The sequence below is a fragment of the Mycobacterium sp. E2699 genome (assembly GCF_001666745.1).
GTDB lineage: Bacteria > Actinomycetota > Actinomycetes > Mycobacteriales > Mycobacteriaceae > Mycobacterium.
In genome coordinates this window covers 236,805-257,305 of record NZ_LZJH01000035.1, presented here as the reverse complement: position 1 = coordinate 257,305, position 20,501 = coordinate 236,805, and the positions used below count along the sequence as shown (strand labels likewise).

Sequence of the window (20,501 nt, the reverse complement as noted above, 5' to 3'; positions counted from 1 at the left end):
CGTGCCAACCAGATCTTCTCGTCACTCCATCGAGACCAGCATGCTCCCGGCGTCCGGCAGGGACGATTTGAATGTGTCCTGGCTGTTGGCGAAGTAATTGTAGAAGGCGGAGATCTCGGTCGAGGAGTTGTACAGGACTATCCATCCTCCCCAGATCTGCATTGTGCCCTGGTTGGTTTGGGCGTCGGCGGTGTAGTCCAACTCGATCAGTTGTTGAAAGTTCTTGCCTTGCAGCGGCACCGGCCGCGCCGAGGAATTCTGCTGGACGTTGGTCAAGCCGCCGCTTCGGATGTTCTGGTTGATCAGCGTGTTCGCTTCGCTGACGATGTCTTGCGTATTGGCTTTGCCGACGGAGGCATAAACGATGGCGTCGTGGCCGGCGTTGATCAGGTCGACCCACTGCCGGTCCCGATTCAGGATCGTCCAGCCCTGGGCGGGGGCCACGGACACTCCGCTTCCGAGGTCGATCGGGCCGAACGAGAGGGCAAGGGGTTTGGTGACGGACGCCAGATGCATGTTGCCCGAACGCAGTTCACCCGGCCGTCCCGGCGCCGGCAGGAGGGCGCCGGCCGCGGCCGCGGCGCCGGGCGCGATCGTGCCGCCATGCCCCGGGGGTGTCGGAGGCGTCGAGGCGCCGCCCTCCGCGACGGCCAGGCTGATCGCCGCGGCGACCGCCACCACCACGACGATGACAGCCGCCATCGCGGCCGCGTGCAGCCGATGCTCGAACTCCTCACGCTCCCCGGCCGTTTGGGCTTGGTCCGAATCGGCGACCGTCGCGGCCTGCAATGCGTTGCGAGCGGCCCACATTCCCGCGCCGGCCAACAGGAACGCGGCCAACGCCGTCAGCACGATCCCGCGCGTCCCGTACGGCTGCAGCAGCGTGGTGGCCAACTCGTACACCACCACCAGCGCCAGGCCCTCGAGGACCCCCACCACCGTGTTGACGCCCGGGACGCGCAACCCGAGCACGCCCACCATGGCGGCGGTCGCGAAGATGATCGGCTGCAAAAAGCCGAGCGTCAACGCGATGAAGGCCACGTGCGCGGGGTCGCCAGTGGTGGCCTGCACGTGGGTGAACGCTCCATGCTGCACGACGACACTGAGGCCCAGGGAGAACGCCGCACCAGCCAGCGAACAGGACACCACGACATCCAACGGATGGCGAAACGCCGACCGCGTGCTGATCAGCAGCGGGGCGATCAGAACCGCCGCGAACGCCACCACCGGCAGGACCAGGCCCAGCTTCAGGATCCGGGAGACCGGCGGCGAGTGGTATCCCGGCGCGCCCCACGCCACGACGGAGTCGACGAAATACGTTTCCAGCAGCCCCACGCCGACTCCGAGGACCAGCGCGAGCCCGAAGGCCAACACGATGATCGTGATCGGCTCGTCGTGCCACAGCCGGTGATCGTGGATGTAGACCAACACCGCCGCCGGCAGTGCGACCGCGGCCAACACCAACGCCACCGGCAACGAGCCCAGGGCGGCGGCGATCAAGGCGGCCACCAATGCGAGCCCGGTCACGTTGCGGTAGAGGTGATGGCGTCGCTCCGCCAGATGCGGCATCAACGTTCCCATCAGCGCCACTGGTCGACGCGGCTCCGAGGAAGCCGGGCTAGTCGGATTGACCATTGTTCGTACCTCTCCGGTTTTTCGGAAGCTGCATGCGAAGGATCACCGGCGGACCGGTGGTTGCGAACACACGGAGCAAGCCCGGACCGCAAGCCGTTGGCCGATCTGGGGCCCGATCGGTCGGCGTTGTATTCGGTCGCATAAGCAGCCCCCAAAAAGGCGGAATTTGCGCACTCGAAGTTTACGACCGCCGCACGCTTCAGGCGAGGGGTTTGCGCCGCGACGTTTTCAATGACCACAGGTCATTAGTTCACGCGTCGAATGCCCTGTCCCGGCGCCCCGTTCGGTCACCGGCCGCGCAGCGGCGGGACGCCGGCCCACCCGCCCGCCGATCAGCCGAGGGCGGCGGTGAGCAGCCCGGCCAGAACCGCCGGCGGACTCATCGGCACCGCCCGAATCAGGCCGGAGCCGACCAGGGCCGCGGCCCGGCCGTCGGCCGAACCGCCGCTAAGCGCGGCGGCGAGCACATCGGCGGTGCCCCCGGAGCCCGAAACGATCAGGACCGGGCGGGCGCTTTCGACACTGTGCCGGACGTCCAGGTAGGCGATCTCCCCGCCGTTGACGAGCACCGTGACCGATCGCCCGGACCCCGCGAGCGCCGTTGCGGCGCGGGCGATCCACGGCGACTCGGCGCCCCACTCGTCGCCCGGCACCACGACGAAATGCGTGTGGTGGGGTTCGAGCAAGGTGGCGACGTCGCCCGGGGACTGTTCCCGCGGCAGTTTCACCGGCCCGGCGGCCACCACGCCCAGCAGCGGAAATGTTGCCCCGCAGGCCGCACGGGCCTCGCCCAGCAGGCGCATGACGCCCGACCGGGTCCCGCCGTCGACGCCGGCCGCGCCGCGCGCCTGAAGGACCGGCGCGATGGCTTCCGCGAACAACGGACGCAGGCCGGCCATGCCGTCCCGGTCCAGCCCCGCGGCCCCGCCGACAACCACCACCGCCGGCCGCGGCGGGCGCAGCCCCAGCGCGTCGAGCGCGGCCGGCAATTGGTTCTCCTCGCCGACATACACGGCGCGCGCGGAGGCCGCGCCCGTCAACTCAACCCGGAACGGCGACGCCACCGGGCCGTCCCAGGAATCCGGCGAAGTGCTCGACGGCGACAGCGCCCGCCGCCGCCTGCCCGACCCGGCGTAGCTCGCCGATGTGCTCAACCGAATCCAGCGTCTGCACCTCCTCGGGCGCCACATCGCCCAGGCCCAACTCGTCGAGCCCGCAGCGCGAGAGCTCCGCGTTGTAGCGGACGTAACTGAAAAGCCGCTGCGGCAACAGCCCGGCTCCCCGCATCAGGTCCCCGACCTCCGCGTCGATGGGCGCACCGTGGCGGCACCGGCCGAACACCCGGCACAGCATGTCTTGTTCGGTGAGCGCCGCGTGCATCAGCGCCGCCGGCACGGAGGCGACGTTGAACAGGAGGTTCATCGAATCCGGGCGCAGCCGGTCGTCGGCCTTGGGACAGGTGCCCGTTCCCACCGAAACCAGCAGCAGATCGGATTCCGTTGCGGGCCAGCCTAATCGGTACTCGTCGAGTGTCGCCATCAGGAACAGTTGGAAGGCGGGGTTGTTGTACATGGTCAGCGCGCCGTCGACGAACACGAAGTTGCGCCCGCCCAGCGGGACCGTCTCGGGCGGGAAATAGGTCGGCGCGGCGGTGCTGGCCCGCACCAGCTGCCACAGCGGGATGGCCAGGTTACTGTCCGGCCGGCTCGGGTCGTTGAAGAGCGCGTTGGGGTTGTTGCTCAGCGGCCAGGGCGAGTCGGTGGTCGCGTTCCGCGCAACGATCATCAGCAGGGTCTTCAGCTCGTCGCTGCCCAGCGTGGTGTCTTCGCCGAGGACGCTTTGCAGGAGTTCCTGCAGCCGCACGCTGCCGTAGCGGTAGTGATACAGGCGGCGCAGCGATGCGTGGTCGAACATCTCGTCGCCCCTGCTCACGTAGAGCTCCAGCAGCTGTCCCGCGTGCAGCCCCTTGGCCAGCCCGGCCGCGATCATCGCCCCGGTGCTGGTTCCGCCGATGTAGTCGAAGTAGTCCCCCAGCACGAAATCGTCTCCCACGCAGAGGTGTTCTGCCAGCATCGATTCCAATCGCCGCAGTATCTCCAGGGTGATCACACCCCGAACGCCGCCGCCGTCCAGGGCGAGCAGCTTCTTCGGTCCCGGCGAGCTCACGCGGTCCCTGAAGGACATCTGACCTCCCGTCGTCGCTGCGACCGAACTTATCCGCCACCCGGGCTCGCGTGCATCCGATTGCCCCGAATGCGGTCAACTCGCCGATTGCCCGGTCCGCGTGCGGTTTCGTGGCGGACAATGGCAGCCATGCCCGGCAGGCCGGCGCGGACGGCGCCACCGTGACACCGCCGCCCGCGCCCTGGATCGCGATCACCGGGCTGGACGGCTCGGGCAAGACGACATTGGTGCGTTCCCTGGCCGAGCAGCTGGGCGGGTTCCGGTTCCGGCTGCCGTACCACGGCTTCGTGCGGCAATTCCTGGACGTGTCGGGCGGCGGGTCGGCCTTCGGTGACGTCCACACGGATCGCTTGCTGTTCGCGACGGATGCCCGGCTGACCAACACCCTCATCCGCGACTGGCGGCGAACGCACCCGCTGCTGCTGTCCCAGCGGGGGTGGATGGACAACTTCATCTTCGGGGCTGTGCAGGGCGTCAGCTACGACGAGACCGACGCGTTGCTGCGCACGACGGAGCTCGAGCGCGCCACAGCGATCGTCTACCTGACCGCCGAGCCGCGGGTGGCCTTCGACCGCGTCGCCGCCGACGACAACGGGGACAAGTACGAAACACTCGAGTTCATCACCGAGCAGCACCGACAGACGTTGCGGTTCTACGAATCCGTCGACACGGGCCTGCCGGCCCTGACGGCCTTCGACGCCATCCCCGCAACCCTGATCGACACGACCACGCTGACCATCGACGCGGTCCTGCGGAACGCGCGGGACTTCCTGCGCACGGTGTCGGTGTCACAATGACAGGATGGCAGGGCGCGGTCGCGGCAACGTCGTGCTGGTCGACATGGACGGGGTGCTGGCCGATTTCGACGCGGCGGTGTTGGATCGGCTGCCGCGCACCGTGGCGCGCGTCGCCCGGACGAATTTCTACGTCGCCGACGACTATCCGCGGCACGCGGCCCACGTCGCGGAGATCACGCGCCATCCCGATTTCTTCCTCGATCTGCCGCTGGTCGACCACGCGCTGCAGGGATGGCAACGGCTCATCGATGCCGGGTACGAGCCGCGGATCTGCTCGGCGCCGCTGTCCAGAAACGAACGGTCGGTGCGGAACAAACTCGCGTGGTTGCGACGCCACTTCGTTCCCCACTTCGGCGAACGAGTGGTCACCGACGCGATCATCGATCGGGAAAAGTACCGCTACGAAGGGCTTGTCCTGATCGACGACCGACCGGAAGTCGACACGAACGACGGCCGGGCCAGCTGGCGGCACGTCGTGTTCGACCGCCCCTACAACCGGAACTCGAGCGCCGCGCTGCGGCTACGCGGCTGGGACGATCCGCAGCTGGAAAGCACGCTGCAGCACGCGCGGTGACCGGGCGGGCGGATGTATGTTGAGCCGATGTGGAGCGGGCCCGTCGAACCGATCGCGCAGGCCATCCACGAGCGTTGGCGCAGCGCGCAGATCGCGGCCGGAAAACCCGCGCCGTCCTGGCAGGAACTGGATGAATCGCGCAGGGAGTCGAGTCGCGATCAGGCCCGCGACATCCCCGCCAAGCTGCGCGCCGTCGGCTGCGATATCGCACCACTGGACCGGACGCGCGCGAATGATTTCGCCTTCGCCGACGAGGAAGTCGAGAGGCTTGCGTCCGCCGAACATGCGCGCTGGGTGCGGGAGCGCACCGCCGACGGCTGGACCCCGGGCGACAAGGACGCCGCGCGCAAGACAACTCCCTATCTGGTGCCGTTCGAGGAGTTGCCCGCCGAGATCGCCGATTACGATCGCGACGCGGTCAGGGAAATCCCCCGGCTGCTGGCTTCGGTGGGCCTGCGGGTTGTCCGCGGACGAACGCCGACGCTCGCCCCCTGAAAGCCCTTGTAGCCCTCTGCAATTCGCTAAACATCCGCGGACGCCGGTTCCGTCGTGGACACCCTCGGGCCCTGGTAGACGGGCACCGGTCCGCGGTAGCGCCGCTCGAATTCGGCAGGGCGCACCGGCCATTGCTCGCCCCGGTCACCCTGGATCACGAAGTCGCCCTCTTCCGCCGCGACAGGTCCCTCGAGCGTGGGGACGGTCTCGCCCGGCCGGGCCCGCCGCGCGAGCACCGTTCCCGTGCGTTGCCATTGGTCTCCTCCCAGATGCCGGTAGGTCGCCCGGAAAATATCGTCGCGCACCGGCCAGCTGTGACTGCCATCGCGCACCTCCCAGTCGCCGGCAGCACCGCACAGGGCCTCCCCAGCGGCGGTGGTGTACTTCCATTGCCTGCGATGATGTTTCGCGGTCACGGTCCCCGTCCGCTCGTATGTGTCCCACATCGGCATCGAGCGGTAACCGAGCTTGCGCAGCTCCATCAGCGTGCCCGCCAGGCTCTTGAGCGCCGCGGCTTTCAGCTCCGGGTCCATCACCGTGGCTTCCCAGTCCGCCACCAATTTCTCGTGTTTCCGGTGGGTTTCGTCGCGCCGGTCGCCCTGCTTCCAATCGTGCCGGCGCAGGAAGCGGCTCCAGTCCTCCCATTCGGCTTGCGCCATCGCGTAGGCGGTGTCCTCGCTGAAGCCGAGCCGCTGGAGCCGGGCCAGCGCGATCTGGGAGTCCGCCAGGCTCTTCAGCGCGACCGCCCTCAGCTCGGGGTCCGCCAGGGTGGCCTCCCAGCTGTCGACCAATCGTTCGTGCCGCTTGTCGGCGATGTTGCGCGCGGGACCCCATGTCCACCCGCGCTGACGCAGGTAGTTGCTCCACTGTTCCCACTCCGCGCGCGCCATGGCGTAGCTGGCGGCCTCGCCGATCCCGAGCCGTTCCAGCTTTTTGAGCGCGGCCTCGGCGGGCGGTGTCCCCCCGTCGGCGCCGGCATCCAACGCTTCCAGGCTCTCCGGGGACACCGCGGTGTGCGGCGCGTCGGTGGCGTTCCAGGTGTGGCCCGCGATCTTCTCGACCATCCAGAGGGCGTTCTGCAGCTGGCGACGGTTGGAGCCCTTGTAGAAGCCGCTGAGCTTGTCCCACGGCTGCGCCGCGGGCTTGGTGCGATCCCCTTGCGACGACGCGTAACGCTCGTGGATCAACATGGCGGCGCGTTCGAAGTTGTCGTGGGCGTGGCCGTCCGGAAGTTCCATTCCCAGCCGGTAGGTTCGCAGCTCGCAGGCGACGGGGACGCTTTCGGCGTTGAGCCGGGCCGTCGGATCGCACATGTAGATCGGCATCGTGGGATGGCTTGCGGCCAACCGTGTCCCCAGGATCGGGTCGGCGGCCGCCACCGAGTCGACCACGATGACGGCCTTGGTCGAGTCGATCCCATCGGTGTCGGCGACGACCCGGCCCACCACCGCCGCGGAGGGCACCGCGGCGACGCGGTCCACCGGCGGCGGGTCGCTGCTGAACCCCTTCCGCTTGTGGCGTTCCTCGTGGTCGCTGACGTATTCGTCGGCATCGGGGGCGACCACGGTCAATGCGGGCAGTTCCGGCTGGCCCTCCGGGGCATGGAAGCACCGCTCGATGTGCCGCTGGGCCATCTCCGCGCACAGCGCAAGTGTCAATTGGGAAGCGCCGCAGACGATGATCTGTCGAACCGCCTTGTTACGAAGAACCTGGTCGGTGAGCCGCCGCGCGGTCGCCTCGTACTTCGACACGGTGTCGGCAACCCACAGGTGATCGGAGTCGCCGCCGTGATGACCGAACTTCTGCGCCCGCCAGGCCTCGGCCAACCATGGGTCGTCGACGCGCACGATCAGGGGAATGCGCCGCCTGGTCGCGACGGGCGCCAGGAGTTGGCTCACGGCGGTAAGCCGCGAGAGATTCGTCGACGGATCCGCCGAAAGCAGATACAGCGCGCTCAGGCGACGCCAAAACTTGTGCTCCACAAGCGTTTCGGGACGCTCGAAGCCCACCTGCACGACGCGCGCTCCCAGCCTGCGCGCCTCGGCGATGCACGCGTTGTCGACGTTGTCGGTCATGAGCACCAGCGCGCCGCCCGGGCGGAGACTGCGCGCTATGGGGCCGATCATCGACACGGAGTCGTCGTCGAGGTCCACCACCACCGTCACCGTGCGCGCCCAGGCGGCGCGCAGACGGTCAGATTGCGCGCGAAACGCCGCCGCGGCGACGCCCACCACGCTGATGAAGAGCGCGGCGACGATGGTCAGGCGCGCGACCTGCAGCGCCGCCGGCGTGGGCTTCGGGCATATTCCGGCGCTTTCCAGGACTTCGTCGCCGATGCCCCCCTTCACCAGGGAGGCCGTCCACAGCAACGGGCTGACGAAGGTCGGATGGTCCGGGTTGGTGCAACCCCAGAATGAGCTGAAGCCCAGCACCAGCCCGGTCAGGGTGAGCCCGACGACGATCATGACCGGCACGGCCGCCGACGAACGATTGCGCGGCAACCGGTAGGTGAGGACGCACAGCAGCGCGATCACCGCGACCACGAGCATGACCGGTGCCCAGTCGCCGCCGTCGGTCAGCCACTGCAACCATCGCGGCCATCTGCGTTCGGGCGCCACGGCCGCCAGGGCGAGGCAGCCGACGAGGCCGACGGCCACGACGAGCAGCGCCAGCTGTGCGACCCGCAACCCTGGGTCTCCGATCAGCGTCGGGCTGTCGGCTCCGCGGGCGGCCCAACCGCCTCCGCGCGAAGTGCGTTGGCTCGACTCGCCGTTGGCGCTCGGGTCAGCGTGCGGCGTCATTCAGGCCCAGTCCGTGTGCGGGTAAGCCGGCGGGCTCATCGGCAAAGGATATCGGCACCCCCGCCGGGTGCGGAAGGCTTCGCGGAGCGCCAACCACCCGGGTGTCGGCGAACGTCACGGCCAGCGCTTGTAACAACGGTCTTGGTCCCCGAGCACCCCGACGCGGAAGGCCGCAATGCGCGCGAACACGGACGGCGCCGACGCGCCGTTGACGTCCCCGGCGGCCGCGCCGTTGGTCAACAACCCTGAAACGGCCTCGTCCAGGTCGCCGCCGCTCAGCGCGATGGTGACGCCATTGGACACGACGACGGGCTTGGACAGCTTCGCGGTCGCCACGCCGGTCAGGCAAGCGGTGCGCAACCCCGCGTTGGTGTTGTCGAGCGCGAGTCCGCCGTGCTGCTTCTCGAGGGCCATCATGAACCGCGACACCAGCACCGAAAACGCAGTGTAGTCGCCGAACAGCGGCCCCATCATGTCGAGGGGGGAGCCGCGGGCCAAACTCGTGCCCATCATAACCAGCCGGGGCATGTCCACGCTGATGGTGTTGCTCGACGGACAGAACCACGCCGGCGGGCTCGGATGGGCGTCGGGACAGGGCGGCTGCTCGAACACGAGCTGCGGCGGCGTGGATAGGGGAAACAGCTTGTTCAGCGCCTCCAGCACCGACTTCGCCGACTCGTTGGTGATCGGCGTTTCGCCGGTGGTGCCGTGCTCGAGCAATTCCTTGGGGAGGTTGGTGCGGCGCTGCGCGATCTCCGCCTCGTTGATGCCCGCGCAGGCGCGCACTCCGCCGTCGAACCCGAATTGGAACGCCGTGACCCGTTCGAACGCCGAACCGTGCACCAGACGCCGCTCGGCCGGGTTGCCCGCCGCCAGCAGCGGGTCCCGAATGCCGATCATCACCCGCAGCAGCTTGGCCAGGCCGTCCCCGGTGCTGAGCGTGAACCTGGGCGATTTGCCGTCCGCCACCCAGCGCATGTACACGCCGGCAAAGCAGTCCGCCTGCTGTTCGGCCACCGTCGCGGAGGCGGTGTTGGTGATGTCCACCAGCGCGGCCATGTGCTGGATGGCGTGGCCGTACTCGTGTGCGAGCACCACCGCGACGCCCATGTCGCCGCCCACGTCGCGCTGCTCGGGCATGAGCTGACCACGGTCCCAGCCGATGGTGTTGCGCGACAACGTACACGTCGCCGGCGGGCTGGGCCGGTCGTCGGGGCAGTTCTGGTCCCTGGGGTCGGTGCTGCCGCACCACATCGCGTTGACCGTGTCGTAGGTCGGCGCCCCGCAGAAGCTGCCGTTCTTGTAGCGCGAGTCCCAGGAGAACACCGCGTTGACGGGCGCGAAGTTGCCCGTCAAGGGCGCGCCGTAGGCGCCCGCCCAGAATTGTTCGATGTCGGAAACCGCCATGGCGGCCAGGTTGTCGATCTCGCCGCCGTCACCGTCCTGGATGGGCCGCGTCGGCCCCGGAGCACCGGGCCGCAGACCCGAGGTCCCATTCGCCACCGGCGCCCCGGCCACCTGCGAGGGGTTGGGGCTCTCGGGGATCGGGGGGTGGGAGTCCGGGGGTCTCGGGGGTTTCGAACAACCCGCGACCAGCAGCGTCAGCGCGGCGACGGCGGCGACGGCGAGTCGCTTCATCGAGCCTCCTCGTGCCCGGTGACGAACGCGTGCGCCGCGGACGTGGGCGCGTTATGGACCGGCATCGTTGTTCACCCCGGAGCAGCCAGTGCCACGAGGATCGTGTCGGCTCTGGACAGGTGCCGTTCCGCCGTTTTCAGGGCGGACACGAAATCGTCCAGTTTGGTCATGCTGTGGGTCGCAACGGCCTCGATGCAGGACTGCGCAGCCGTGTCGAAGTTGTCGATGGCCTGCTGAACCTCGACGGTCAATCTCGGGTCCGGAGTGGGCATTCCGTTCCGCAACCCTTCATTGGCATCGTGGAGTCCGGTGCAATCCGCTTGCAACTGATCGGCATCGATCGGCCCCTCCGCCTGCAGGACGCCGAAGGCGTCGTTCTCCGCCCGGTGGATGCCTTCGACCGGCACCGCCGAGCGGGAAAGCCAGTCGGCGAGCGGAACCTGTGCGTTGGCGGTCGGTGGCGGGGCGGTTGTCAGCAGCGCGAGGCACAGCAGGCCGGCCGCACCGACCGGCAGGCGGCGCACCCGCGGATGTGGTTGGGGCGCAGCGTCGTTCGCGTGATGCACCGCCGCACGGCCCGGGTTGGTCTTGCAACCGGAGGGCCGACGCGGCGCCGAGGAACTGCTCTTCGGGAAAGTCACCATCATCGGGCTTTCGCATATCCGGTGTGGGCGGCCGCCCGCACGGGGCGTCGTCCAGGACGAACGTAGGGTAGCCCGCCGCGTTGCAACGCGCACTGGTTTTTCCGATCCGACTCGCTACCGACACGGGGCGCGGGCCCGGCGCCCTCGCTGTGCCCGGCTGTAGACGCGAACGCGTTGCTCGCTTCCGCCCGGTGACGCGCCGATCAACGGTTCGGCTGACCTCGTCGATGACCCGCCCGCGGGCGGGATCTCGCCGTTCGGGCGCACCGCCTAGTCCAGGCGGGCCATCCAGCCGTGCGTGTCAGCGAAGGTGCCCCGCTGGATCCCGGTCAGCGTGTCACGCAGCGCCATCGTCACCTCGCCCGGTTGCCCGTCGGCGATCGTGAACTCGTGGTCGCCGTACTTCACCCGGGAAACCGGCGTGATCACGGCGGCGGTGCCGCAGGCGAACACCTCGGTGATCTCGCCGGCGGCGGCCTTCTTCTGCCACTCGTCGATGTCGATCCTGCGCTCCTCGACCGAGAATCCGGCATCAATGGCCAACTGCAGCAACGAGTCCCGGGTGATGCCGGGCAGCAGCGAGCCGGACAGCTCCGGGGTGACCAGCCGCGCCGATCCGCCGCTGCCGAAGACGAAGAACAGGTTCATCCCGCCCATCTCTTCGATGAAGCGGCGCTCGACCGCATCCAGCCATACCACTTGGTCGCAACCGTTTTCGGCGGCCTGGGCCTGGGCCAGCAGCGAGGCGGCGTAGTTCCCGCCGAACTTGGCCGCGCCGGTGCCGCCGGGGCTGGCCCGCACGTATTCCGTCGACACCCACACGGTGACGGGGCTGATGCCGCCCTTGAAGTAGGCGCCAGCCGGCGAGGCGATCAGCAGGTAGCGGTACTGCTTGGCCGGCCGCACACCCAGTCCCGGCTCGGTCGCGAAGATGAACGGCCGCAGGTACAGCGCCTCCTCGCCGCCGCTGCGGGGCACCCACGCCTTGTCGACAGCGACGAGCTGGCAGAGGGATTCGACGAAGAGGCCCTCCGGCAGCTCGGGAATCGCCAGCCGCCGCGCCGACGAACGCATCCTCACCGCGTTGGCCTCCGCGCGGAACGACACGATCGAGCCGTCCGCCCAGCGGTATGCCTTGAGCCCCTCGAAGACTTCCTGCGCGTAGTGCAGCACGATCGCCGACGGGTCCAATTCGATCGGGCCGTAGGGGATGACGCGCGCGTTGTGCCAACCCTGGCCCTCGTCGTAGTCGATCGACACCATGTGGTCGGTGAAGTACTTGCCGAAACCCGGCTCCGCCAGAATGGATTCACGTTCTGCGTCGGTCGCCGGATTAGACGCGCGTAGAACCGTGAACTCGAGTGAGCCGCTGGTCATGGGGCCGATTCTATATCCGTGCGGCAACGGGTTTTCCTCACGTGAACCCCTGGCGGCTAACGCGTTTTGAGGTCGACGAACGGCGGGCGCACCACCTCGCACTCGACGGCGCGGCCGCGGACGTCGACGGTGACGTGCGCGCCGTCGTCGATTCCGGCGTCGGTGTCGATCAGCGCCAGCCCGATGCCGGCCTGCAGCGTCGGCGAGAACGTCCCCGACGTGGTGAACCCGACCGGAGCGTCCCCGGCCAGCACCGTCAGCCCGGGGCGCAACACCCCGCGGCCGACCATCCGCAGCCCCCGCAACAGCCGTCGCGGTCCCGCCGCCTTCTCGGCCAGCAGCGCGTCGCGGCCGAAGAAGGCGTCCTTCTTCCAGCCCACCGCCCACCCGCAGCGCGCCTGCAGCGGCGAGATGTCGAGCGAAAGCTCGTGCCCGTGCAGCGGATAGCCCATCTCGGTGCGCAGCGTGTCGCGGGCGCCCAGGCCGGCCGGGGCTCCCCCGGCGGCCGTCACCGCCGCGATCAGCGCGTCGAACACCGCTCCCGCGGAGTCCCAGGGCGGCAGCAGCTCGTAGCCGTGCTCGCCGGTGTAGCCGGTCCGGCAGACCCGCACCGGCACTCCCGAAAACGAGGCATCGGCGTAGCCCATGTAATCCATGTCGGCCGGCAGGCCCAGCTCGGCGAGCACGCCCGCCGATCGCGGGCCCTGCACCGCCAGCACCGCATACGAGCGGTGCTCGTTGGTGATGGTCAGCCCGGGTCCCGAACCGGACTCGGCCGCCGCCCGCAGCGCCTCGACCACCGCGGCGGTGTTGGCGGCGTTGGGCACCAGGAAGATCTCGTCGTCGGCGACGTAGTAGGCGATGAGATCGTCGATGACACCGCCGGATTCGGTGCAGCACAACGTGTATTGCGCCCTGCCCGGGCCGATGCGGCCCAGGTCGTTGGTGAGCGCGGAGTTGACGAACTGCGCGGCGCCCGGGCCGCGCACCAGGGCCTTGCCGAGGTGGCTGACGTCGAACAGACCGACCGCGTCGCGGGTGGCGTTGTGTTCGCTGACCGTGCCCGCGTAGGACACCGGCATCGACCAGCCGCTGAACTCCGCGAAACTGGCGCCCAGGGCGCGGTGGCGGTCTTCCAGCGGTCCGTGCTGCAGCTCGGTCACGACGACCCACCCTAATGGCCTCCGCAGCTGGCACACTTGGGCAGGTGTCCGGTCCGCTCGACTCCTTGGACTTCGAAGAGTTGGAGGCCGCGGGTATCGGCGACGCCCGCGAGCGGGCCGACCTGATCAGGTACCTGCACGGGCTCGGCTTCACCCTCGACGACATGGTCGAGGCCGAACGGCGCGGGCGGCTGTTCGGGCTGGCCGGCGACGTCGTGGCCTGGTCGGGCCGCCCGATCTACACGGTGCAGTCCGCGGCCGAGCGGCTCGGCCTGTCCGCCGACGAGGTGGCGCACGCGTGGGCCTTGCTCGGCCTGACCGTCGCCGGCCCCGATGTGCCCGCGCTGAGCCAGGCCGACGTCGACGCGCTGGCGACGTGGGTCGCGCTCAAGTCGGTGGTCGGCGAGGAAGGCGCGCTCGGGATGCTGCGGGTGCTCGGCGCCACCATGGCCCGGCTGGCGGAGGCCGAGTCGACGGTGATCCGCGCCGGGACGCCGGACATCCAGATGAACCACACCCACGACGAGCTGGCCACGGCGCAGGCGTACCGGTCGGTCGCCGAGTTCGTGCCCCGCATCGGAGCCCTGATCGACGTGGTGCACCGCCATCACCTGACCAGCGCCCGAACCCACTTCGAGGGCGTCCTGCGCGACACGTCGCCGAGCGTGGTGTGCGGCATCGGTTTTGCCGATCTGTCCAGCTTCACCGCGTTGACCCAGTCCTTGACGCCCGCGCAGCTGTCGGAACTGCTCACCGAGTTCGGCGGCACCGTCGCGGACGTGGTGCACGCCGACGGCGGCCGGGTGGTGAAGTTCATCGGCGACGCCGTGATGTGGGTGTGCTCGGCGCCCGAGCGGCTCGCGCAGGCGGCGGTGGATCTGGTCGACCATCCGCGGGCGCTCGAGGCGGGCCTGGACGTGCGCGCCGGTCTCGCGTACGGCGAGGTGCTCGCCATCAACGGCGACTACTTCGGCCTCCCGGTGAACCTGGCCGCCCGGCTGGTGGCCGTCGCCGCGCCGAGACAGATCCTGGCCGCGGCCGAGCTGCACCGGCAGTTGCCGGGCTGGCCCGCGGTGCCCCACGGCCCGCTGACGCTCAAGGGTTTCGAGGCCCCCGTGACCGCGTTCGACCTGCATAGGCGGGAAAGCAGCGGCGCGGGTGACTAGGGTGGTTTGCCGTGACCACCACCGAACCGGGCTATCACGCCCCCACCGTCAACGTCGCCACCGCGCTGCCCAAACGCGGCGCGACTTCCGCGGTATTGCTGGTGCCGGTCGTCTCGACCGGCGACGACGACAGGCCGGGCGCGGTCGTCTCGGCGGCCGGGCCGTTCCTGTCCGCGGACGCCGTCGCCGAGATCGAGTCCGGCCTGCGGGCGCTGGAGGCCACCGGCGCCGCCGAGCAGGTGCACCGGCTGGTGGTGCCGTCGCTGCCGGTGGCCAGTGTCCTGACGATCGGGTTGGGCAAACCGCGCTCCGAATGGCCGGCCGAGGTGATCCGTCGTGCCGCCGGCGTGGCGGCCCGCTCCCTGGGCGGGGCCGAGGCGGTGCTCACCACGCTGGGGCAGCTGCCCGGCGACGACGTCTGCGCGGCCGCCGTCGAGGGGCTGATCCTGGGCAGCTACCGGTTCACCGAGTTCCGCAGCGACAAGACCGCCCCCAAGGACAACGGGCTGCGCAGGATCACGGTGCTGTCCACCTCCAAGGACGCCAAGAAGGACAGCGCGCACGGCGCGGCCGTCGCGACCGCGGTCGCCACCGCCCGCGACCTGGTCAACACCCCGCCGAACCTGCTCTACCCGGCCGAATTCGCCAAGCGCGCAAAGGCTTTGGGCGAAGCCGTCGGCCTCGAGGTGGAGGTGCTCGACGACAAGGCGCTGCAAAAGGCCGGGTACGGCGGGGTGATCGGCGTCGGGCAGGGCTCGTCGCGCCCGCCACGGCTGGTGCGGCTCATTCATCGGGGCTCCAAGCTGGCCAAGGGCAAGAAGGGCAAGGCTGGAAAGCGAGTCGCTTTGGTCGGCAAGGGCATCACGTTCGACACCGGCGGCATCTCGATCAAGCCGGCCGCGTCGATGCACTACATGACCTCCGACATGGGCGGCGCGGCGGCGGTCATCGCGACCGTCGCGCTGGCCGCGCAGCAGCAGCTGCCCATCGACGTCATCGCCACGGTGCCGATGGCCGAGAACATGCCGTCGGCGACGGCGCAGCGCCCGGGCGACGTGCTGACCCAGTACGGCGGAATCACGGTCGAGGTGCAGAACACCGACGCCGAAGGCCGGCTGATCCTGGCCGACGCCATCGTCCGGGCCTGCGAGGACAACCCCGACTACCTGATCGAGACGTCCACGCTGACCGGCGCGCAGACGGTGGCGCTGGGCGCCCGGATCCCCGGGGTGATGGGCAGCGACGAGTTCCGGGACCGTGTTGCGGCGATCTCGCAGCGGGTGGGCGAGAACGGCTGGCCGATGCCGCTGCCCGACGAGCTCAAGGACGACCTGAAGTCCACGGTCGCCGACCTGTCCAACATCAGCGGGCAACGCTTCGCCGGCATGCTGGTGGCCGGGGTGTTCCTGCGGGAGTTCGTCGCCGACGGAGTGGCGTGGGCGCACCTCGACGTGGCCGGCCCGGCCTACAACACCGGCAGCCCGTGGGGCTATTCGCCCAAGGGCGCCACCGGGGTGCCGACCCGCACCATGTTCGCGGTGCTGGAGGACATCTGCGAAAACGGCTGACCGCCCGGCTCGGCGCCGATGTCTAGTTCGTGAGCAGCGCGGTCACGGCTCGCCGGATCCGGCGGCGCGGCCAGCCCGTCACGCCCGCCGCGGCCAGCGCGGCGTTAGCCGCGTTGCGCCCGCACGCGCCGTGCACCGATCCGCCGGGGGTGGCCGACGCGCTGCCCAGATACAGGCCCTCGACCGGGGTTTCGGCGCGGCCCATCCCCGGCGCGGGACGAAAAATCAGCATCTGCTGCAACTGCGCGGTGCCGCCGTTCAGCGCGCCCAGGTGCAGGTTGGCGTCGCTGGCCTCCAGGTCCGACGGGCGCTGCACGAACCGGTCGATCACGGCCTCGCCGAAGCCGGGAGCGTGCTCCTCGATGACGTGGTCCATCGACTTGGCGAGGCGCTCGGCCGCGACGTCGTCTGCCACGTTGCGCGGCAAATGCGTGTAAGCCCAAACACTTTCGGTGCCCTGCGGCGATCGGCTGGGGTCCGCCGTGGTGGTCTGCCCCAGCAGCATGAACGGATGCTCGGGCACCACCCGGGTGTTCAGGTCGGCCATCCAGCGCACCAGCCCGTCGGCGTCGGCCCCCAGGTGGACGGTGCCGACGCCCCGCAGGCTCTTCGCCCGCCACGGAATGGGGCCGTCGAGCGCGTAGTTGACCTTCACCACCGGCGGGTCCCAGACGTAGTGCTCGAGTTCGCGGCGCAGCGCGGCCGGGACGGCGTCCTCGGGCAGCATGTCGCAGAACAGCCGCGGCGCGGTCACGTCGGCCACGATGGCCCGGCGCGCGCGGACCGTGAGACCGGCCGCGGTGGTCACCCCGACCGCCCGGCCGCCGCGCACCTGGATGCGGGACACGTTCTGATTGCATTCGATTCGCGCGCCGGCCGATTCGGCGCGGCGCACCAGCGCCGCCGTCAGCTGGCCCGAACCGCCGACTGGCACCGGCCAGCCGCCGTCCTGGGCCAGCATCGTCATCAGGAAGCCCATCGCACCGCTGACGGGCGCGTCCGGCGGGACGTCGGCGTGCATCGCGTTGCCCAGCAACAGCATTCGCGGCGCCTCGCCGTCGAACAACTGCTGCGCCATGGTGTTGGCGGGCTGGATCAACAGGCTGGCGAGCCGCACCGCGTCGCCGGTGCCCAGCTTCAGCAGCAGCCGCAGCATCGGGCGCACGGGCGGAAACGGCGCCAGCATGGCGTCCAGCAGTGGCGCCTTGATTTTCTGCCACAGTTCCACGGCGCGCCACCAGTTGTCGCCGTCGGTGGGCTCCCGGCGGGCGAATTCCGTTGCGGTGCGGGCCGGGTCGGGGTAGACGATGGGCGGGTCGTCGTCGGTGGCGCCTCCCGGGTGGCCCACCACCGCCGGCGCTCGCGACCATCGCAGCCCGTGCTCTTCGAGCCGCAGCGCCGACATCGCCGGCGAGGCGACCGTCATGGGGTAGAACGAGCTGAACAGGTCTGTGATGTACCCCGGTGTCAGTTCGGCGCTGCGCACCGCGCCGCCCGGCTCCGGCTGGGCCTCCAGCACCAGCACGTCCCACCCGGCGTCGGCCAGCACCGACGCCGCCACCAGCCCGTGGTGCCCGGCGCCGATGACGACGGCGTCGGCGGTCTCGTCCGTCATGCCCTACTTGACCTGGCTGGGCTCGAGGCGTTCGGCGAGCGCCGCCAACCGCCACAGGCACTCCCGGTTGCGCGGATAGACGGCGGCCAGCACCAGGCGGTCGGGAAGGATCCGCAGCGGCCCGGAAGCCGGCGTCTCGATCATCTCGATGCGGCAGCCGTCCGGGATGTCCTTGAGGCGCAGCGTTATCCGTGCCGAGCCCAGCGCCCCGAGCCCGGCGCGCAGCACGAGTTCCTCGCCGGGCGTGCAACTTTCGACCACCGTCGCGTCGCTGATCACCAGCGGCCACACCCCTACCGAGTGCTTGATGGCGGAGCCGGGTCGCGGCCAGTTCGGGTCGACCGCGCGGGTCCGGCTGTTGCCCACCACCCACTGCGCATACGTCCATCCATCGCTCATCGCATCCCAGATCTGCTGGCGGGGAGCCCGCACTTCGCGGGTGGTCGCCATCTGTCGAGTCGCAGTCATTGCCCCCGAGTACCCCACCCGGCGGGAACCATGCGCCGCATCGGCCGCCGGCGACCGGTTTAGGGGCGGCGGCCAGTGGTTACTACGCCGTTACGACACTCGCGTTTGACGGGAGGCTAATAGTGACTGTGCGACGGATCATCATCGCAGTGGGCGCCGTGCTTTTGCTGGCCGGGATCATCGGTCTGTTGGTGCCGGTGTCCGTATCGGACGGCAACGGCAATTCCGTCTCGTGCGGGAACGGAATCGCCATGGACCTGAACAGCGCCAGGAACGCCAACGACAAGAACGGCGCCAACATCCCCATCCTCAACCAGGTCCTGCCCCACACCGACTACGTGGCGCAGTGCCAGTCGTCGGTGAACGGCCGGCGGAGCTGGACCATCCCGTTGGCCGTCATCGGGGTCGTCGCGATCGGCGGCGCGCTGTTGGTGCGACGACCAGCGGGGTCCCGAACGGTCTAGATCACGCGCACTCGCGCGGCGTTGCGCAACGCCTGCGGGGCCACGCGCGAAAGACCGTAGACCGCATAGGCTTCCGGCGCGACGGGACGGATCGGTTTCTGCTTCCTGACCGACGACAGGATCGCGTTGGCGACCTTGTCCGGCCCGTAGCGGCGCAGCGCGAACAGCCTGCCGATCTGGCCCCGACGGTCATCGACGCGTTGATCCTTGCCGGCCGGCGCGCTGAACCGGGTGGTGCTGATGATGTTGGTGTTGATCACGCCGGGGCAGATCGTGGTCAACCCGACCCCGGCGGCGTCGAGCTCGGCGCGCAGGCAGTCGGAGAACATGTAGGTGGCCGCCTTGGAGGTGCAGTAGGCGCTCAATGACCCCAGCGGCGAAAAGGCGGCCATCGACGCCACATTGACGATGTAGCCGCCGGTGCCGCGCTCGACCAGGCGCCGGCCGAAGGCCCGGCAGCAGTTGACGACGCCGCCCAGGTTGATGTCGAGCACCCGGTCGAAGTCCTCGGCCGGGGTGTCCAGGAAGCCGCCCGCCGCACCGATGCCGGCGTTGTTGACCACGATGTCCGGGACGCCGTGCTCGGCGCTGACGCGCTCGGCGAACGCCTCGACGGCGCCGGCGTCGGACACGTCGAGCACGTACGGATGCGCGACGCCGCCGCGCGCGGCGATCTCGGCGGCGGTCTCCTTGACGGTGGCCTCGTCGATGTCGCTGACCACCAGCTCGGCGCCCGCGCGGGCGAAGGCGAACGCCGTCTCCCGGCCGATGCCGCTGCCCGCGCCGGTGACCGACACCAGGGTGTCGCCGAAGTCGCCGCGCGGGCGCCCGACTTGGGCGCGCAGCATCGCGCGGCTCGGCTGTTTGCCGTCGGCCAGGTCGGCGAAGTCGTGCACCGCCGCCGCCATCACCTGCGGATGCGACATCGGCGAGAAGTGGCCCGCCCTGATGTCGCGGCGCCACAACCGCGGCACCCAGCGCGCCGCGTCGTCGAACCCGTAGGGCCGCACGTACTTGTCCCGGGTGTTGACGATCAGTTGCACCGGCACGTCCACGACGTGCAGCTCGCGCTTCCGGGAGAACGACCGAAAGTAGTTGGCGGGATACGTTTTCACCGAGTGGGCGGCGTCGCTGGGCAACTTGGCGGAGTGATGGATCTTGTCGTCGGGGATGTTGTCGACCGCGTTTCGCCGCAGGGCAGGGATCGACAGCGCCAGGCGCAGGAACAGCGGCGCCAGCACCGGGATCGAGAAGAACACCATGTATGTCAGCCGCAGCGCCTGGCTGACCGCCCGCACGAACCTGCGCGGGCGCCAGGGCCGTCGCAGCCCGCCGAAGATGTATTCGACCAGCTGGTCCTGGCTCGGGCCGGACACCGACGTGAACGAGGCGACCCGGTCGCCGGCGCCGGGGCGCTTCAGGTACTCCCAGATGCCGACCGAGCCCCAGTCGTGGGCCAGCACGTGCACCGGGCCGCCGGGGCTCAGCTCGCCGATCACCGCGGCGAAGTCGTCGGCGAACCGGGCCATGGTGTAGCCGGACACCGGCTTGGGCGCCGACGACATGCCGACGCCGCGGTTGTCGTAGCGGACGACGCGGAACCGCTCGGCCAGCAGCGGGACGACGCCGTCCCACAGCACGTGGGAGTCGGGGAAGCCGTGCACCAGCACGACGGTCGGGCCCGCGCGGTTGCCCTCCTCGTAGACGGCGATGCGCGCGCCGTCCGCGCTGTCGACGAACCGCTGGGGCACCTGTTGAATTGCCGGCATCGGACCTCCCGCTCTGGCTACGTCGCCACACCGTAGCAAGGGTGTTCGGGGTGCCCGGGCAACCGCGCGCCGTCCGCCCTGGATGTGTGCCGGCGCGGGCGCAATGACAGGATAGTTTTGGTTAGCGACATCGACCCGCCCCC

General features: G+C 69.8%; 17 protein-coding genes. 6 read left to right on the top strand and 11 right to left on the bottom strand.

Going from position 1 to position 20,501, the window contains the following annotated elements; all coding sequences use genetic code 11:
- Positions 1 to 21: 21 nt before the first annotated feature.
- The 3 genes from A5696_RS05280 to A5696_RS05270 all read right to left on the bottom strand — a co-directional run bounded on the left by A5696_RS05280 (position 22) and on the right by A5696_RS05270 (position 3,819).
- The gene (locus tag A5696_RS05280; RefSeq protein ID WP_156738253.1) at positions 22 to 1,569 is read right to left on the bottom strand and encodes a zinc ribbon domain-containing protein; all 1,548 of its coding nucleotides are present in this window, start codon (positions 1,567 to 1,569) and stop codon (positions 22 to 24) included.
- Between the two features lie 398 nt (positions 1,570 to 1,967).
- Positions 1,968 to 2,699, bottom strand: coding sequence for a hypothetical protein (locus A5696_RS05275; protein ID WP_067874424.1), 732 nt, complete (start codon positions 2,697 to 2,699; stop codon positions 1,968 to 1,970).
- Positions 2,677 to 3,819 (bottom strand): patatin-like phospholipase family protein, encoded by a 1,143-nt coding sequence (locus tag A5696_RS05270; RefSeq protein WP_067874423.1) that lies wholly within the window; start codon positions 3,817 to 3,819, stop codon positions 2,677 to 2,679. Before A5696_RS05270 ends, A5696_RS05275 begins: the two co-directional genes overlap by 23 nt.
- 50 nt (positions 3,820 to 3,869) lie before the next feature.
- Between A5696_RS05270 and A5696_RS05265 the strand changes: the two genes are divergently transcribed.
- The 3 genes from A5696_RS05265 to A5696_RS05255 are packed head-to-tail and all read left to right on the top strand — an operon-like array spanning position 3,870 to position 5,685.
- Complete coding sequence (locus A5696_RS05265) at positions 3,870 to 4,616, top strand: AAA family ATPase (protein ID WP_067874422.1); 747 nt, start codon at positions 3,870 to 3,872, stop codon at positions 4,614 to 4,616.
- Positions 4,617 to 4,620: 4 nt separating this feature from the next.
- Complete coding sequence (locus A5696_RS05260) at positions 4,621 to 5,190, top strand: hypothetical protein (protein ID WP_067874421.1); 570 nt, start codon at positions 4,621 to 4,623, stop codon at positions 5,188 to 5,190.
- Positions 5,191 to 5,217: 27 nt separating this feature from the next.
- Entirely contained in the window at positions 5,218 to 5,685 is a 468-nt protein-coding gene (locus tag A5696_RS05255; RefSeq protein WP_067874415.1) for a RyR domain-containing protein, read from the top strand.
- Between the two features lie 26 nt (positions 5,686 to 5,711).
- Here the strand turns inward: A5696_RS05255 and A5696_RS05250 are convergent, their stop codons facing one another.
- The 5 genes from A5696_RS05250 to gcvT form a co-directional block, all read right to left on the bottom strand.
- Positions 5,712 to 8,372 carry a hypothetical protein gene (locus tag A5696_RS05250; RefSeq protein WP_067874413.1) on the bottom strand — a complete coding sequence of 887 codons (2,661 nt, stop codon included), beginning with the start codon at positions 8,370 to 8,372 and terminating at the stop codon, positions 5,712 to 5,714.
- 228 nt (positions 8,373 to 8,600) lie between these two features.
- On the bottom strand, positions 8,601 to 10,124 hold the full coding sequence (locus tag A5696_RS05245; protein WP_067874411.1) for a neutral zinc metallopeptidase: 1,524 nt from the start codon (positions 10,122 to 10,124) through the stop codon (positions 8,601 to 8,603).
- Positions 10,125 to 10,195: 71 nt separating this feature from the next.
- Entirely contained in the window at positions 10,196 to 10,771 is a 576-nt protein-coding gene (locus A5696_RS05240; RefSeq protein ID WP_156738252.1) for a hypothetical protein, read from the bottom strand.
- A 267-nt stretch (positions 10,772 to 11,038) separates the two neighbouring features.
- Positions 11,039 to 12,145: a branched-chain amino acid aminotransferase gene (locus A5696_RS05235; RefSeq protein WP_067874407.1), complete on the bottom strand. Its 1,107-nt coding sequence runs from the start codon at positions 12,143 to 12,145 to the stop codon at positions 11,039 to 11,041.
- 56 nt (positions 12,146 to 12,201) lie between these two features.
- Positions 12,202 to 13,308 carry a glycine cleavage system aminomethyltransferase GcvT gene (gene gcvT / locus A5696_RS05230; RefSeq protein ID WP_197516888.1) on the bottom strand — a complete coding sequence of 369 codons (1,107 nt, stop codon included), beginning with the start codon at positions 13,306 to 13,308 and terminating at the stop codon, positions 12,202 to 12,204.
- A 14-nt stretch (positions 13,309 to 13,322) separates the two neighbouring features.
- Between gcvT and A5696_RS05225 the strand changes: the two genes are divergently transcribed.
- Together A5696_RS05225 and A5696_RS05220 are read left to right on the top strand one after the other, a co-directional pair.
- Positions 13,323 to 14,474 carry an adenylate/guanylate cyclase domain-containing protein gene (locus A5696_RS05225; protein WP_067874401.1) on the top strand — a complete coding sequence of 384 codons (1,152 nt, stop codon included), beginning with the start codon at positions 13,323 to 13,325 and terminating at the stop codon, positions 14,472 to 14,474.
- Positions 14,475 to 14,485: 11 nt separating this feature from the next.
- Positions 14,486 to 16,042, top strand: a complete 1,557-nt coding sequence (locus tag A5696_RS05220) for a leucyl aminopeptidase (protein ID WP_067874398.1) — start codon at positions 14,486 to 14,488, stop codon at positions 16,040 to 16,042.
- A gap of 22 nt (positions 16,043 to 16,064) precedes the next feature.
- On the opposite strand, the gene A5696_RS05215 is transcribed toward A5696_RS05220, so the two are convergent.
- Positions 16,065 to 17,657, bottom strand: coding sequence for an NAD(P)/FAD-dependent oxidoreductase (locus A5696_RS05215; RefSeq protein WP_067874395.1), 1,593 nt, complete (start codon positions 17,655 to 17,657; stop codon positions 16,065 to 16,067).
- Between the two features lie 3 nt (positions 17,658 to 17,660).
- The gene (locus tag A5696_RS05210; RefSeq protein ID WP_231964232.1) at positions 17,661 to 18,125 is read right to left on the bottom strand and encodes an SRPBCC family protein; all 465 of its coding nucleotides are present in this window, start codon (positions 18,123 to 18,125) and stop codon (positions 17,661 to 17,663) included.
- Positions 18,126 to 18,247: 122 nt separating this feature from the next.
- Between A5696_RS05210 and A5696_RS05205 the strand changes: the two genes are divergently transcribed.
- Entirely contained in the window at positions 18,248 to 18,589 is a 342-nt protein-coding gene (locus tag A5696_RS05205) for an aminopeptidase (protein ID WP_067874383.1), read from the top strand.
- On the opposite strand, the gene A5696_RS05200 is transcribed toward A5696_RS05205, so the two are convergent.
- Positions 18,586 to 20,358 carry an SDR family oxidoreductase gene (locus A5696_RS05200; RefSeq protein ID WP_067874381.1) on the bottom strand — a complete coding sequence of 591 codons (1,773 nt, stop codon included), beginning with the start codon at positions 20,356 to 20,358 and terminating at the stop codon, positions 18,586 to 18,588. The two genes, A5696_RS05205 and A5696_RS05200, sit on opposite strands and share 4 nt — an antisense overlap.
- Between the last annotated feature and the right edge of the window lie 143 nt (positions 20,359 to 20,501).

Excerpts from the sequence above, each read along its gene's own strand:
- A5696_RS05255 (WP_067874415.1), top strand. The coding sequence starts at position 5,218 with ATGTGGAGCGGGCCCGTCGAACCGATCGCGCAGGCCATCCACGAGCGT.
- A5696_RS05235 (WP_067874407.1), bottom strand. The coding sequence starts at position 12,145 with ATGACCAGCGGCTCACTCGAGTTCACGGTTCTACGCGCGTCTAATCCG.
- A5696_RS05270 (WP_067874423.1), bottom strand. The coding sequence starts at position 3,819 with ATGTCCTTCAGGGACCGCGTGAGCTCGCCGGGACCGAAGAAGCTGCTC.
- A5696_RS05245 (WP_067874411.1), bottom strand. The coding sequence starts at position 10,124 with ATGAAGCGACTCGCCGTCGCCGCCGTCGCCGCGCTGACGCTGCTGGTC.
- A5696_RS05260 (WP_067874421.1), top strand. The coding sequence starts at position 4,621 with ATGGCAGGGCGCGGTCGCGGCAACGTCGTGCTGGTCGACATGGACGGG.
- A5696_RS05225 (WP_067874401.1), top strand. The coding sequence starts at position 13,323 with ATGGCCTCCGCAGCTGGCACACTTGGGCAGGTGTCCGGTCCGCTCGAC.
- A5696_RS05200 (WP_067874381.1), bottom strand. The coding sequence starts at position 20,358 with ATGCCGGCAATTCAACAGGTGCCCCAGCGGTTCGTCGACAGCGCGGAC.
- A5696_RS05210 (WP_231964232.1), bottom strand. The coding sequence starts at position 18,125 with ATGACTGCGACTCGACAGATGGCGACCACCCGCGAAGTGCGGGCTCCC.
- A5696_RS05215 (WP_067874395.1), bottom strand. The coding sequence starts at position 17,657 with ATGACGGACGAGACCGCCGACGCCGTCGTCATCGGCGCCGGGCACCAC.
- A5696_RS05280 (WP_156738253.1), bottom strand. The coding sequence starts at position 1,569 with ATGCCGCATCTGGCGGAGCGACGCCATCACCTCTACCGCAACGTGACC.
- A5696_RS05240 (WP_156738252.1), bottom strand. The coding sequence starts at position 10,771 with ATGATGGTGACTTTCCCGAAGAGCAGTTCCTCGGCGCCGCGTCGGCCC.